Annotated in this window: 15 protein-coding genes and 1 pseudogene; 5 read left to right on the top strand and 11 right to left on the bottom strand. The window is 59.6% G+C overall.

Features of this window, described 5'->3' with window-relative positions; genetic code table 11:
• Positions 1-111: 111 nt before the first annotated feature.
• The 4 genes from ACEN83_RS03905 to ACEN83_RS03890 form a co-directional block, all read right to left on the bottom strand.
• On the bottom strand, positions 112-1101 hold the full coding sequence (locus ACEN83_RS03905) for a FecR family protein (RefSeq protein WP_495579542.1): 990 nt from the start codon (positions 1099-1101) through the stop codon (positions 112-114).
• Positions 1098-1670, bottom strand: a complete 573-nt coding sequence (locus tag ACEN83_RS03900) for an RNA polymerase sigma factor (RefSeq protein ID WP_495579541.1) — start codon at positions 1668-1670, stop codon at positions 1098-1100. Before ACEN83_RS03900 ends, ACEN83_RS03905 begins: the two co-directional genes overlap by 4 nt.
• A 226-nt stretch (positions 1671-1896) precedes the next feature.
• A complete protein-coding gene (locus ACEN83_RS03895) occupies positions 1897-2304 on the bottom strand; it encodes an HPF/RaiA family ribosome-associated protein (protein ID WP_007970346.1) in 408 nt (135 codons plus the stop codon).
• A gap of 214 nt (positions 2305-2518) precedes the next feature.
• Entirely contained in the window at positions 2519-3466 is a 948-nt protein-coding gene (locus ACEN83_RS03890) for a LysR substrate-binding domain-containing protein (protein WP_056728454.1), read from the bottom strand.
• 135 nt (positions 3467-3601) lie between these two features.
• Between ACEN83_RS03890 and ACEN83_RS03885 the strand changes: the two genes are divergently transcribed.
• Positions 3602-4978 carry an L-serine ammonia-lyase gene (locus ACEN83_RS03885; RefSeq protein ID WP_495579540.1) on the top strand — a complete coding sequence of 459 codons (1377 nt, stop codon included), beginning with the start codon at positions 3602-3604 and terminating at the stop codon, positions 4976-4978.
• Between the two features lie 310 nt (positions 4979-5288).
• Complete coding sequence (locus tag ACEN83_RS03880) at positions 5289-5606, top strand: DUF3509 domain-containing protein (RefSeq protein WP_007970339.1); 318 nt, start codon at positions 5289-5291, stop codon at positions 5604-5606.
• Here the strand turns inward: ACEN83_RS03880 and ACEN83_RS03875 are convergent.
• Positions 5603-6103, bottom strand: a complete 501-nt coding sequence (locus tag ACEN83_RS03875; protein ID WP_007970338.1) for a phosphate-starvation-inducible protein PsiE — start codon at positions 6101-6103, stop codon at positions 5603-5605. The genes ACEN83_RS03880 and ACEN83_RS03875 overlap by 4 nt on opposite strands.
• Positions 6104-6379: 276 nt before the next feature.
• Between ACEN83_RS03875 and ACEN83_RS03870 the strand changes: the two are divergent.
• Positions 6380-6619 (top strand): annotated as a pseudogene (locus ACEN83_RS03870) (YebG family protein); the annotation flags it as partial.
• Between the two features lie 246 nt (positions 6620-6865).
• On the opposite strand, the gene ACEN83_RS03865 reads toward ACEN83_RS03870, so the two are convergent.
• Positions 6866-7885 (bottom strand): Glu/Leu/Phe/Val dehydrogenase family protein, encoded by a 1020-nt coding sequence (locus ACEN83_RS03865; protein ID WP_007970336.1) that lies wholly within the window; start codon positions 7883-7885, stop codon positions 6866-6868.
• 183 nt (positions 7886-8068) lie between these two features.
• Between ACEN83_RS03865 and ACEN83_RS03860 the strand changes: the two genes are divergently transcribed.
• Positions 8069-8872 carry a SirB1 family protein gene (locus ACEN83_RS03860; RefSeq protein WP_495579539.1) on the top strand — a complete coding sequence of 268 codons (804 nt, stop codon included), beginning with the start codon at positions 8069-8071 and terminating at the stop codon, positions 8870-8872.
• Positions 8873-8959: 87 nt separating this feature from the next.
• Here ACEN83_RS03860 and maiA read toward each other — a convergent pair whose 3' ends face one another.
• Genes maiA through hmgA form a run of 3 tightly spaced genes read right to left on the bottom strand, consistent with a single transcriptional unit; the run spans position 8960 to position 12220 of the window.
• A complete protein-coding gene (gene maiA / locus ACEN83_RS03855) occupies positions 8960-9595 on the bottom strand; it encodes a maleylacetoacetate isomerase (RefSeq protein ID WP_495579538.1) in 636 nt (211 codons plus the stop codon).
• 12 nt (positions 9596-9607) lie between these two features.
• The gene (gene fahA, locus ACEN83_RS03850; protein WP_495579537.1) at positions 9608-10912 is read right to left on the bottom strand and encodes a fumarylacetoacetase; all 1305 of its coding nucleotides are present in this window, start codon (positions 10910-10912) and stop codon (positions 9608-9610) included.
• 3 nt (positions 10913-10915) lie between these two features.
• On the bottom strand, positions 10916-12220 hold the full coding sequence (gene hmgA / locus ACEN83_RS03845; RefSeq protein WP_495579536.1) for a homogentisate 1,2-dioxygenase: 1305 nt from the start codon (positions 12218-12220) through the stop codon (positions 10916-10918).
• A gap of 163 nt (positions 12221-12383) precedes the next feature.
• Here hmgA and ACEN83_RS03840 point away from each other — a divergent pair, with 163 nt between their 5' ends.
• A complete protein-coding gene (locus ACEN83_RS03840) occupies positions 12384-13181 on the top strand; it encodes an IclR family transcriptional regulator (protein WP_495579535.1) in 798 nt (265 codons plus the stop codon).
• Positions 13182-13238: 57 nt separating this feature from the next.
• Here the strand turns inward: ACEN83_RS03840 and ACEN83_RS03835 are convergent, their stop codons facing one another.
• Both ACEN83_RS03835 and ACEN83_RS03830 read right to left on the bottom strand, forming a co-directional pair.
• A complete protein-coding gene (locus ACEN83_RS03835) occupies positions 13239-13550 on the bottom strand; it encodes a hypothetical protein (protein WP_007970328.1) in 312 nt (103 codons plus the stop codon).
• Between the two features lie 64 nt (positions 13551-13614).
• On the bottom strand, positions 13615-14304 hold the full coding sequence (locus ACEN83_RS03830) for a hypothetical protein (RefSeq protein WP_495579534.1): 690 nt from the start codon (positions 14302-14304) through the stop codon (positions 13615-13617).
• Positions 14305-14432 lie beyond the last annotated feature (128 nt).

The raw sequence follows: 14432 nt of genomic DNA, 5'->3' as shown, positions 1-14432 counted from the left end.
CTGGCCCCTTCGCGGGCAAGCCCGCTCTCACAGGGTTCTATGTTGTCCCCCAATTTGGTGGTCGACTCAAAACCTGTGGGAGCGGGCTTGCTCGCGAAATGGCCAGTCGCTTCAACGCAAAATAATCAGATGCCCCAACACCTGATGCTGCTCAAACCCCATCACTCCCTGCAACGAACTCAACACCGCCTGCGGATTCCTGCTCGGGAAGCTGCCACTGACCCGGCGTGCCGCCAGTTCATCGTTGAGCAACACGATCCGTCCGGGGTAATAGCGCCCCAGATCCCGCACCACATCGGCCAGCGTCGCCTTGTAGTAATTGAGCCAGCCCTGGCGCCAGGCCAACTGCGCTTCGCTATCCACCGCGTGGAGCTTTTGCGCCGTGCCATCGCCGTAGGTGACTTGCTGTCCGGCGGTGAGGATTTGCTGTTCGGCGTCCTGGTCCGCCGTCACCCCGACTCGCCCGGACAGCACCGTGACCTGTGCACCGTGGGGTTGCAAACGGATTTCGAACTGCGTGCCCAGGACGCGCGCCTGGCCTTTCTCGGCGTCCACCACAAACGGCTCACCGGTGTGAGTAACGCTGAAAAACCCGGCGCCACGACGCAGTTGCACATGCCGCTCGCCGCGACTGAAATCCACGGCGATGGCACTGTCGGCATCCAGTGTCACCTGCGACTGATCGGCCAGAGTGACGGTGCGGATTTCCCCCGGTGCCGAGACGAAGTCCGCGCCCAAGTCATCGATCCAGCGCGATGGCTGCCAGCCTGTACCGACACAGACCATCAGCAGCAGACACGCCGCCATCGCCAGCGAACCGGACCAGCGCCCGACCACGCTGCGCCGAGACTTGTCCATGGCGTCGAGATAACTCTGCAAGGCCAGGGCATCTTCATCGGCCAGCGTGCGCGCCGGTCCTTCGCTCAGCTCCCACAAGACCTGCGCCCGGGCATAGGCCTCGGCATGGGCGGGATCGGCCTGCAACCAATGACTGAAAGTCGCCTGATCAGCACTGCTGGGCTGGTCATGCAACAGACTCAGCCAGGCCAGCGCTGCCTGTTCCTGAGCGGGCGTCGGGGTGACGCGTTCGAAGTGGTTCACGGTGCTTTCCCTGGCGTACGCGGTTCGGGTTCCCGAAGGCTGGCCTTGCAAGCTTCGAGGGCGCGCATCATATGTTTTTCCACGGCACTCTGGGACAAGCCCATGGCCTTGGCGATCTCGGCGTATTTACGGCCGTGAATGCGATTGAGCAGAAAGATCTGCCGCGTGCGCTGCGGTAACGCGCGCAATGCGCTTTCGACGTGGCGCAGATCATTGCCCGCCTCCAGCGCCGCTTGTGGTCCGCTGCCATGGCTGTCCGAAGATTCCACCAGCATGCCTTCGCTGGCCCGCACCCGGGTGCCTTCACTGCGCAAATGATCGATGGCGATGTTGCCGGCGCAGCGCAACAGGTAGGTACTGAGTTCCTCGACTTGCACCAACGGCCGCCGCCAGAAACGCAGGAACAAGTCCTGAACCAGGTCCGCCGCCGTCGCGCTGCAGCCGACACGCCGACTTACCAGCGCTTCCATTTGCGAACGCTGGGAGAGAAACACCTGGAGAAAATGCGCGCGGTCGCCGCGCTGTTGATCACGCTCGATATCGTGGGAGTCGGGTGGGAGAGTCATCATCGTTCATGTTTCGACCTGAAAACCGGGGAGGCCACGACAGCGTCAGGGGTCCGGCAAGGCCGCAATATTAATGATAAATATTCTCATATGCAAAAAGATTGGCTCATCGCAAACCTGGCTGTCCCATAGCCCATGCCAATGACCATGGCATCCAAAAGCCACCTAAACAAAAACGGGCCTGCAATGCAGGCCCGTTCTGATGGGAAGGTAAAAAGTGAATCAGGTATCAGCCGTTAAGCGCCGCCTGTTCGTTTTCCAGAAACTCTTCTTCCAGCAGCTGGTCGGCATGGGCGCCACTCTCGATGGGCACCACATTTGCTCGTTTGCCGCGTAATTTGCCGAACATATGCTCCAGCGCATGTTCAAGTTTGGTGGCTGCTCCGTCGATCGCCTGCTCCATGGTGGAGGCCTTATGGGTGACGGAAACCGGTTGATGGCCTTTTGGCCGCGCCTCCAGCTGGCAGCGCATGTCGTGGGGACCCGGCTTGTCGCCGTTCTCGTCCCGCAGGTGAACCTCGACGCGTGTCAGGTCCTCTTCGTAGCGTTCGAGCGTGCTCTCAATGGTCGTACGTACCCACTCCTCCAGTCGTTTACTGCCTTGAATATGGTTATCGCTATTGACTTGGATTTGCATAGTTCATCCCTTATTTCAGCTAGCTCGCGAGAGGCCGGTCAGCTAAGCCCTTGGGCGTCATCACCGTGACCTCTTGGTTACACAATCGGTCTGTACGCTGAACAATTCAACCCCTAAAAAAAGATAAATTTTCAATCGCAAAAAAAGCCGGACAACGGGTAAAAGCGCTGTTAAGGTCGGGAGTTGGGTCGCCCTGCTCTTGCGTAACAATTGCTCACATTTGCTGCTCCCCCAACGGGTGCAGGCTGCGAAAAGCCCCCGCCTCCTCCACCAACCAATCGTGCACCGCGCGCACACCCGGATGGCTCAATGCCCCCGGTGCGTAAAGCAGCATGTAGCGCTTGTGATTGGGCACCGCCAGGCCAAACGGCACGATCAACGCCCCCCGTTCCAGTTCATCATTGAGCAGCGTTCGTCGGGCAATCGCCACGCCCATCCCGGCGATGGCCGCTTCGATGGTCAGGTGATTGCGATTGAAGGTATGCCCGCGTCGAACATCCGCCCCTTCGAAGCCGATGGCGTTGAGATAAAACTCCCATTCCGCATATTCGTAGCTGCCGCGCCAGGCGGTGATGTCGTGCAACAACGGAAAATGCATCAGGTCTGCCGGACCGTGCAGCGGCGGACGGCCACGCAACAGGCTCGGCGCACACACCGGAAAAATCTGTTCATCGAGCAAGGCTGTGGATAACAGGCCCGGGTAGCTGCCGTCGTTCAGGTCGATTGCCAGGTCGAAGTCGCCTTCATGCAACGGCACGCTGCTGTCCTCGGCCACCAGGCGCAACTGGATGTCCGGAAAGCGCTGCTGCAAGCGCGGCAGGCGCGGCGTCAGCCATTTACTCAGGAATGACGGAATCGAACGCACCCGCAGAATCCCGCTGATCATGCCCGCATCCAGTCGCCGCAACTCCGCGTCGATGCTGCCAAAGGCCTCGTTGACGGTAATGGCCAGGCGCTGGCCCTCGGCGCTCAGCTCCACGCCACGGGCACGGCGGTGAAACAGGCGAAAGCCCAGGCGCTCTTCCAGCTGGCGGATCTGCTGGCTGACCGCCCCCGGTGTGATGTGCAGTTCTTCAGCGCAGCGGGTGAACGACAGGTGCCGCGCGGCACAGGCAAACACGTTCAGCCAGACATAGGTCTGGGCATGTAATTGACGGCTCATCGTTTAGTCCTGCTAAAGGATGTCTTAGGAAATTTCGTTGGTCACGTAGAACCTTGGCGGGCAGTATCGCCGACATAGCGCTTGTCCTACAAAAATGGCGGCGATTCCTCTTCCATTGCTTGTACAGGCTTTAGCATGGCTATCAGTGTTTTCGATCTCTTCAAAGTCGGCATCGGCCCGTCCAGCTCCCATACCGTCGGTCCGATGCGCGCCGCCGCGACCTTCGCTCAACAACTGCTCGAACAGGGTTTTCTGACGGACGTGCGACGCGTGGAGATTCGCCTTTACGGCTCTCTGTCGGCGACCGGCGTCGGTCACGCGACGGACCGCGCCTGCATCATGGGCCTGATGGGCGAATGGCCCGACAGCATCGATCCGACCACCATCGACAGTCGCATTCACACCCTGCGCGAAACCGGAAATTTGAGTCTGGCAGGCGTTGTGGACATTGCCTTCGACTGGCGACGCGATCTCCTGCTGCTTGACGAGAGCCTGCCCTACCACCCCAATGCCATGTCCCTGACGGCATTCAGTGAAACCGGCGAGCTGTTCGAGCAAACCTATTACTCGGTGGGCGGCGGTTTCATCATCGAAGCGGCCGAAGCCGAGTCCGGGATCGCACCGGCCGGCGATGTGGTGCTGCCTTACGATTTCTCCAGCGCCGCCGAACTGCTCAAGCTGTGCAACAAACACGGGCTGCGGGTCAGTGAACTGATGATGGCCAACGAACGGGCATGGCGTGGGGATGCCGAGATCCGCGAGGGCCTGTTGCACATCTGGTCGGTGATGCGCGAATGCGTCGAGCAGGGCTTGCGTCACGAAGGCATCCTGCCCGGCGGCCTGAATGTTCCACGTCGAGCAGCGAAACTGCATCGCAGCCTGCAGGAAATCGGCAAGCCGAATGTCATCACCTCCACCTTGTCGGCGATGGAATGGGTCAACCTGTACGCCCTTGCCGTGAACGAAGAAAACGCGGCAGGCGGGCGCATGGTCACGGCGCCGACCAACGGCGCAGCGGGCATCATCCCGGCGGTGCTGCACTACTACATGAAATTCAATGCCGATGCGTCTGACGACGACGTGGTCGCGTTCTTCCTGGGTGCAGCCGCTGTTGGCATCCTGTGCAAGAAAAACGCATCGATCTCGGGGGCCGAAGTCGGTTGCCAGGGCGAAGTCGGTTCCGCCTGCGCCATGGCCGCCGCGGGCCTGGCAGAGGTACTGGGCGCCAGCCCGGAACAGTTGGAAAACGCCGCTGAAATCGGTCTGGAACACAACCTTGGCCTCACTTGCGACCCGGTGGGCGGACTGGTGCAAGTGCCGTGCATCGAACGCAACGCCATCGCCGCCGTGAAAGCCATCAACGCCACGCAAATGGCCCTGCGCGGTGACGGCAAGCACTTCATTTCCCTGGACCGGGTGATCCGCACCATGCGCGATACCGGAGCCGACATGCACGACAAGTACAAGGAGACGTCACGGGGCGGTCTGGCGGTGAACTGGGTGGAGTGTTGACCCTTTTGGTTGCACGCCCGCCGTTATTGCCCTGAAACGTGCAGAAAACGCGGCTCCCTGTAGGAGCGAGCTTGCTCGCGAAAAACCAAAAGGCACCGTGGGGTGTCTGGGTTTACGCGTTATCGTTGACGACCATCGCGAGCAGGCTCGCTCCTACAGAACCTGTTTTTTGTCCGACAATTTTTCCGGCATGGGCCTTGCTACTTCCCTGCTGGAACAATGATGGCGAGATGGCCGATGGTCTGGCAGTGCGAACCAACCTGATCACGGCCGGTCAACAACTGCACGTTCAATCAGGCGGTGACGCATCATGGACAACCCTTTCCAGCTCATAACCGATGCCTTTGCAGCGGATTACCAGATCAACCTGAGCATTCAGGGCCTGGACGGCAGCATCATGCTGACCCTATCCAACAATGGCCGCGTGGTGGCCAAACGCATGATCAGCGCCGAACAACGCAATGACCCCCAGCGCCTCAAGCGCCTGGTTCAAAGCATTCAGTTCGGCATTGCCATCGAACAGGGCGACAGCGCCGTGGCCATCCTCGAAGCCATGACCACCGGCAGCGGACCGGCCTTGCCGCCCCCTCCCCTCAAAGGGCGGCTGCGCCCCACGCTCGGGCTCTAGATTTCGCCCTTCTCGACCTCTGGATGTTCACTGGAACCCGCGCCGGTCTTGCGTTGCGGGTTTTCGATCTTCACCGAGGGAAACTGCGACGAAGCGTAACGCACCACCAGAATCGCAAACGCCAACAGCAGGATCCCGCCGCACAGGTAAATAATCCCCAGGTCCGGCGGGTTGTGGTGCGAAACGTTGGAAATCAGCAACCGCGTCAGCGCGGTGATCGCCACGTAGATCAGGAAGCGCACGGGCATGTGGTTGGTCTTGAAGTAAATCCCGACCATCGCCCCCAGCTCCAGGTAGATGAACAGCAGCAGGATGTCATCGATCTTGATGTGCCCCTCTTCGATCATCCCGAGAAATTCCATCACCGCCGCCCACGCGGTCACCGCACCGATGGCGAACAGCGCCAGGTAATGAAAGGTCTCGACGAACAGATTGCCCAGGGACTCGGCCAGTTCATGCACGCTCTGCCGCAGTTTTTCGGCCCAGTTGATTTTCACGATGATGCTTCCTTAGGTCGGTTCGACCGGATGATGCGGGTTGGACGTGACGGTTTTTCTGCATGCAGAAAAAAGGCCAGCCCATGATGGCTAGCCGTTCCGGATTACGCGCCGTGGCGTTTGGTCGCACCTGTGCGGGGGCTCGCCTGACAAATGTCGAAACCGGTCTACATTAAAAAGCCACTACCCAAAAGACAGGGTTTCGCTTATCCTTTAGCTGTATATAGATACAGTAGTCGAAACCGACAACCAATGTGAAGGCATGTGAGGTGGTGAATGGCCGTCGAAGTGGTATACCGCAGCAGCCGAGATCTGGAGCGCTTGTTCATGGATAAAGCCGAAGCTGACCGTCATGACAAAATGCTCGAACTGGCCGAATTGCTGGCTGAAGTGTTGCAAAAAGCCGTTCCGTCCCTGACCGAGCAGCAAGTGGAAGAAGCCGGGATCTACATGGCGAAGAATCGCGATGTGTTCGCCAAGGCGTTCAAGAGCCAGCCGGACGCCCTGTCCGAACTGCTTGTGGCACCTGTTGAAGTCGCCGCGCCGGTTGCAGTGGCCGCTCCTGTGGAAGAGGCAAACGCTGAGCCGGTTGCCCCGGCCAAGCCAGCCAAGGCTGCGAAAACAGCAAAATAAGCGACACCCGAATTGAATAGGCCCTGAGTCCGATGGAGTCAGGGCCTTTTTCATGTCCGAAGATCAAAAGATCGCAGCCTTCGGCAGCTCCTACAGGGAGCTGCCGAAGGCTGCGATCTTTTGATCTTATTATCGATACAGCACCTTTTCCGCCAACTCGTCCGCCACCCGAGCCGGCGAACGTTTTTCCGCCTGGGCGTGGGCAAACACCTCGGTCAGGCGCGAGCTGATTTTCGACAGGTGTGCGGTGATGGTCGACAGTTCTTCGCCACGGTGCTTGAGCGACACGTAGATCAGCCCGCCAGCGTTGATCACGTAATCCGGAGCGTACAGGATGCCGCGACGTTCCAATTGGTCGGCAACATCCAGATGCGTCAGCTGATTGTTCGCCGAGCCGGCCACTGCCGAGCAGCGCAATTGCGTCACGCTGTGGCTGTTCAGCACCCCGCCCAACCCGCATGGCGCCAGAATATCGCAAGGCGTGCTGAGCAGTGCGTCGTTGGCAATGGGGTGAGCCCCGAGTTGTTCCATCGCCAGTTGTACCTTGCCGTGATCGATATCGCTGACCAGTAGTTCGGCCCCAGCGGCGTGCAACTGTTCTGCCAGGGCATAACCGACGTTGCCCAGGCCTTGAATGGCGACGCGCAGGCCTTCGAGGTTATCGCTGCCCAGTCTCGCCATCGCAGTGGCGCGAATGCCGGTGAATACGCCCATCGCCGCGTGCGGCGCCGGGTCACCTGCCGAGGTGGTGCTGGTGACGTGTTGGGTCTGTTGGGCGATGCAATCCATGTCCGCCACTGAGGTGCCGCTGTCGATGGCCGTGATGTAGCGCCCGTCCAGCTGATTGATACAGCGCCCGAAGGCTTCGAACAGTGCGGCGCGGTTGGCCACATGAACGGGGCGAATGATCACCGCCACGCCGCCGCCCTGGGCCAGGCCGGCCAGTGCCGCCTTGTAACTCATGCCTTGGGCCAGGCGCACCGCATCCTCGACCGCAGACTCGTCGCTGGGATAGGCAAGATAACGACAACCACCCAGGGCAGGCCCCAGTCGGCTGTTATGAATGGCAATGACCGCCTTTAACCCGGTGACCGGGTCAACGCTCAGATGCAGCGATTCAAGGCGAGTGCTTTGCATGAGAGCGAACATCGTAAGGCTCCCGAATCACTTCTTGTAGACGCCAGTATAGGCTTGCGCCCGAAAATTGCAGAAGCGCACCGGAATAAGCGCGACCGCAATGCAGGCTTTCGGAAATAACCGGAATTCGCGCTTGTACGGCACTGGACGAATGCCGGAGAGGGGACTAAAACGAGGCATTGCCCGGAGATTTTGATGACCCCGCGCCAATCGTTCTTCGCCTGCCTGCAACGTTCACCGCCCGCGCTGTTCGAGGCGGCGCTATGGATTGCGGTCGAGCATGACGGCGAAGTGAACCCACAAGCGGTACTGGCCGATTTCCAGGAGTTGCAGCAACGGATCAGCGCTGGCTTGCCGATGCTGCCGGTCAGTGAACTGGCCCAACCGCTATTGCGGCGCATGAACGACCTGGGCTTTGCCCAGGACGACTTCACACCCTTGCGCCCGCAGGTGGCACTGCTCGACAAGGTACTGGAACGCCGACGAGGGCAACCCTTGACGCTGGGGTTGATTGCACTGGAGTTGGCCAGGGGCCTGGAGATCCCCATGGTCGGGGTCAACTTTCCCGGGCATTTCCTGCTGCGGGTGCCGGGCGCCGATCATTTGCTCGATCCCTGCGGCGGTCGTCGACTTTATCCGAACGATTGCCGAGAGTTGTTGCACCGCCAGTATGGCCCGAACATGAAGCTCAGCGCCGACCATCTGGTCACCGCCGAACCGGTGCAGATGCTGCAACGGCTGTCGCGCAACCTGCGCCAGTTGTACCTGTCCCACGACGACTTCATCAATGCCCTGATCGACGCCGGGCGCGTCCTGGAACTGGGCAATGCCAGTAGCGCCGACTATCTGGCCCGGGCCAGCCTGTATCAACGGCTGGACTGCCCCAACGCCGAGCGTTTTGACCTGGAACACGCACTGCTGCTCAGCGACGATCCCATCCAGCGGATTCGCCTCACGGAACGGCTGGGGCATCTGCCGCCGAATGCCGTCGTCCATTAAACGCAAAAGATCGCAGCCTGCGGCAGCTCCTACGAGGATCGGGGTAGGAGCTGCCGCAGGCTGCGATCTTTTAACGCCGCTTCTGATTCAAGGCGTGTCTGGCTGATTCGCCGGATGCGCCTGGATGAACGCCGGGTGCGTCGCCGCCAACGCCGCCACGCGACGAATCCGAGGATAAGCCTCAAGAGAAACATTGAAACGCTCGGCCGCGTACAACTGCGGGATCAGGTAGACGTCCGCCAGCCCCGGCTCGTGGCCGAAGCAGTAACCGTCATCGCCGATCAACTGCTCTACCGTGGCCAGGCCCTGGCCGACCCAGTGACCGATCCACTCCACCACCTGCGGTTCGTCGTGGCCCGACTGGCGCAGCCGGTTGAGCACGCTGACGTTGTGCAGCGGGTGAACATCGCAGCCGATCACTGCCGCCACGCCACGCTCATGTGCGCGGGTGACGAGGTCTTTGGACAGCAGTGGTACCTGTGGATAACGTTCCTCCAGGTATTCGATGATCGCGGGAGACTGGATCAGCAACTCGCCTTCATCGGTACGCAAGGCCGGCACGCGGCCCTGTGGGTTGATGCCCAGATAAGGCTGCTGTCGATGTTCACCGCCCTGGGGTGCGATCAGGTTGACCGGCAAGGATTGATAATCCAGGCCCTTGAGCGCCAGCGCGATACGCACCCGGTACGAGGACGTCGAACGGTAGTAAGTATAGAGTTCCATGCCCCGCTCCTCTCAGCGCGCCGGCAGCACTTTGCCGCGGCACTCACCGAAACCGATGGACGCGAAACCGTCGCGACGGCAACGGCCACGCAGGATGATTTCGTCACCGTCTTCAAGGAACTTGCGTACCTCGCCCGAGGCCAGTTCGATCGGTTTCTTACCGCCTTCGGTGATTTCCAGCAGGCTGCCGAACTGACCGTTCTCCGGCCCCGACAAGGTGCCCGAACCGAACAGGTCACCGGCCTGCAATTGGCAGCCGTTGACGCTGTGGTGCGCAACCATTTGCGCCACGGTCCAGTACATGTGCTGTGTGTTGCTCAGGGTCAGGCGATGGGCCGGCAGGTTCTGCTCGCGCATGGCCTCGGTGAGCAGCAGCACTTCCAGCTCGATGTCGAACCCGCCGGCGGCCTGATCGCGCTTGTCGAGCAGGTACGGCAGCGGCTGCGGATCGCCTTGCGGACGCGCAGGCTGGGCACGACGGAACGGCTCCAGCGCTTCGGCGGTGACGACCCACGGCGAGATGCTGGTGATGAAGCTTTTCGACAGGAACGGCCCCAAAGGCTGGTATTCCCAGGCCTGGATGTCCCGTGCCGACCAGTCGTTGAGCAGGCAGAAACCGGCGATGTGATCGGCGGCGTCGCCGATGGCAATCGAGTCGCCCATGTCGTTGCCCTGGCCGATCCAGATGCCCAGCTCCAGTTCGTAGTCCAGGCGCGCACAAGGGCCGAACGTCGGCTCGCTCTGACCGGCCGGCAAAGTCTGGCCTTTCGGGCGGCGGACGTCGGTACCGGACGGGCGAATGGTCGACGCACGACCGTGGTAGCCGATTGGCACGTATTTGTAGTTCGGCAGCAAGGGGTTGTCGGGACGGAACAGTTTGCCGACGTTCTGCGCGTGCTCGATGCCGACGTAGAAGTCGGTGTAATCATTGATTTTTGCCGGCAGGTGCATCTCGCAATCCGCCGCCAGCGGCAGCAGTCTTGCGCCCTGGGCTTCGATCTTGCCGTGCAGGGTGCTGCCCTCGGCGAACAGTTCCAGCAAACGCTCGCGCAACGCGACGCGAGCCTCACGCCCCAGTTCGAAGAAGGCATTCAACTGACCGCCAAGGGTCGCTTCGACCGCAGCTTTCGCAGCGCCATCGAACAACCCGGCCTCCAGGGCCGCTTGCAGGTCAAAGATGTGTTCGCCGATGGCCACGCCACTGCGCGGTGCCGAGCCGTTGAGGCTGAACACGCCCAGCGGCAGGTTTTGCAGGGGGAAATCCGCATGGTCGTTGGCGGATGCAACCCAGCTGCGAGTGATGGAAGTCTGCGTCATGGGTTATCTCCGGGTCGGGTCGAAAGTGGCGGGCAGCGTTGCCCAGCAGGCATCGTAAGTGTTTTGCAGTTGTGGGCAATCGAGGGCGAAACGGCTCGGACGCAATACCTGGCTGGTCTCGAACATGAATGCCATGGTGTTGTCGATTTTCGCCGGTTTGAGGTCTGCGTTGACGGCTTTGGTGCACGTCTCTCCGTCGGGACCGTGGGCGCTCATGCAGCTGTGCAAGGACGCACCGCCGGGCACAAAGCCTTCGGCCTTGGCGTCGTATTCGCCCTGGATCAAACCCATGAATTCGTTCATCAGGTTGCGGTGGAACCACGGTGGACGGAAGGTTTTCTCGGCCACCATCCAGCGCGGCGGGAAGATCACGAAGTCGAGGTTGGCCAGGCCATGGACGCTGGTCGGCGAAGTCAGCACGGTGAAGATCGACGGATCGGGGTGATCGAAACTGACGGTGCCAATGGTGTTGAAACGGCGCAGGTCATATTTGTACGGCACGTTGTTACCGTGCCAGGCAACCACGTTGAGCGGCGAATGATTGAGCTCGCACGCCCACATCTGGCCAAGGAATTTCTGCACCAGCGTGGTGGGTTGTTGCAGGTTCTCGTAGGCCGCCACCGGGGTCAGGAAGTCCCGCGGATTGGCCAGGCCATTGCTGCCAATCGGCCCCAGGTCCGGCAGACGCAGCGGCGCGCCATGGTTTTCGGCGACATAACCACGGGCCTGCGGGTCGAGCAGTTCGATGCGGAATTTAAGACCGCGTGGCAGCACGGCAATTTCCAGCGGTTCCAGTTCAAGCACGCCCAGTTCGGTGGCAATGCGCAGGCGCCCCAGTTCAGGCACCAGCAACATCTCGCCGTCGGCATTGAAGAACACACGCTCCATGGAACGGTTCGCACGGTAATTGTAGATGCTGATACCGGCCGGTTTTTCCGCGCCTGAGTTGGCGGCCATGCTCACCAGGCCGTCGATGAAATCGGTCGGCTCGGCGGGAATGTCCAGCGGGTTCCAGCGCAGGCGGTTGGGGGTTACCTCACCCAGCGGGCCGCCGGCCAGTTGCCGGTCCAGCTTGACGAATGCCGGGTGATTGGCCGACGGCTGAATGCGGTACATCCACGTCCGCCGCGCCTCGCTGCGCGGCATGGTGAACGCCGTGCCGGAGAACAGTTCGGTGTAGAGACCGTACGGGGCTTTTTGCGGGGAGTTCTGGCCAACAGGCAGTGCGCCGGGCAAGGCTTCGCTGCTGAATTCGTTGCCGAAGCCTGACAGGTAGGCCAGCGCTGGCATCGTTGAATCGGGGTTCATGGAGCCTCCTGAACAGGGAGTCGGCAGTGGCCGCTCACTCTGTTGCAGAGGTCGAGGCACGCCTGGGTTATTTTTATCGTAATTTGATTACGCATAACGTAATTTGATTGGTATTGACCGTCAAGCTATAAAGACGCCCATTCGTCCCGGGATCCCAGCCACCATGGAAAAAACCAGCGACAACAACGGTAAACAGAAAGTCCGCTCGGCCGAGGTGGGCACTGACATCCTCAAGGCTCTTGCCGAGTTGTCGCCTTCGACTTCGCTGTCGCGCCTGGCCGAACACGTGCAGATGCCGGCGAGCAAGGTCCATCGCTATTTGCAGGCGCTGATCGCCAGCGGGTTTGCCGAACAGAATGCAGCGACCAACCATTACGGCCTGGGCCGTGAAGCCTTGCGCGTGGGGTTGGCAGCACTCAACAGTATGGACGTGTTGAAAGTCGCCGCCCTGCCCCTGGCCGAGCTGCGCGATGACTTGAACGAAACCTGCTTTCTGGCGGTATGGGGCAATCAGGGCGCGACCGTGGTGCACATCGAACCGGCAGTGCGTGCGGTGACGGTGGTGACACAGCTGGGCTCGGTGTTGCCGCTGCTCAGCTCTTCGACAGGACTGGTATTTGGCGCCTACCTGCCGAAACGCGAGACCGAGGATCTGCGCGTGCAGGAATTGCAGGCCCACGCAGCCCATGTGCTGGCAGACGATCAGGCCTACGCAGCCCAGTGCGAGCAGATCCGCGCACGCGGTTTGCACCATGTACACGGTTTGCTGCTGCCAGGGGTGGATGCCTTGTCGGCACCGGTGTTCAACGCGATGGGCAGAGTGGTTGCCGTGCTGACGGTGGTGGGGCCGACATCCTTGTTCCATGCCGATGAAAACGGGCCGGCGGCGCGACGCCTGTTATCCGCCAGCCGTGCGGTCAGCTGGCGCATGGGGTATGAACCCGCCACCTCCGCAACCTGACTGCCAAAGCTGTGCCAACCAAGCGGGGGGTTGGCACAACTGCTTTTATGAAAACAATCAGCTCAAAAAGTCCCGGGCAATGGCTGCACCCATTTCATTGAGCTCATCAATTTTTACACCATCGAATCGATATTCCTGGTCAAACGTATACGGCTCGGAAAAGATCCCCAAATCCTCACTGTCAAACTTTGGAACTTCCCCATCCTGCAACTTAAGAAAAAACGCCGACACCAGTGACTCAGAGTAAATAACCGTCAAATCCTCAGCTGACACAACGGCATTTATATAGACCTTATCGACATCAATACCACGACCACTGAGCCTTGCGTGCAGCTTGGCCCGAACCAATTCTTTTGTCAGTTGTTCCATATCCTAAAACTCCATAATTAATAATTATAATTTTTTTGCCATAGCCAGCGCTTTTACCAAACACTCAGACCAGAAAGTCCGGGGCGATTTCGATCACCAGATCACTGACATCCTTGATTGTAAGCTGCGGATGCAAATCAGATTCCTGGGCACTGTAAGCGACCGTATAAACACCAACTCCTTCACCGTGATAGTAAGGAATCTCATTCTTTTGAAAATGAGCAAAGACATCTTCGGCCAGGCTTCGGGATTGAAGTATCTTTCGCCCGCCCGCGTCTGCGACAAAGTGGGTCAAGTACAGGGTATCGATATTGATTTCCGGGAGCTGATACTTCAACGCCGCATGGACCTCTTCGAAGCCGGATACTTTGATCGAACGTTTTGAAAGGTTGATTGAGGGCGCTTCGGTCAACCAACGGACAACATCAATTACGATGCGTTCAAACGCTATCAGGTCCAACCCTTCAGCCCGATGCTCCGGTTCGAAAGAATACTGCCGATTGAAAATCCCGGTGATACCCTGGATATAATTAGGCAGTGCCTCTTTTTCAACCCACTCCAGTGTCTCATCGAATAACGTCCTGGATTCGCTGACGTCAGTGCCAACAATATCAACCAACGTATTCAAATAGGTCTTGAACGGGTTGACCCCGAGTTCCCCCAAGCGCGAAACCAACAGCACTTTGACTGCGAAATCCGCGCGAATGCGCTTCAAAAGCAAAATCTTACTGTAAGAAAAAAAACTGTCGCCCATACAGACTTCCTGTCTTGAATAGCCGAACATCCTGCTCGGCGAATCGAATCAATGTACTGACAGCACAACCAACTTCCAACCTGTCAGCGCCGGCAATCATACTAATCAACACGATTATTTATGCACGC

Source organism: Pseudomonas sp. Pseusp49 (assembly GCF_059491875.1).
This window is presented reverse-complemented; position numbering and strand designations above follow the sequence as displayed.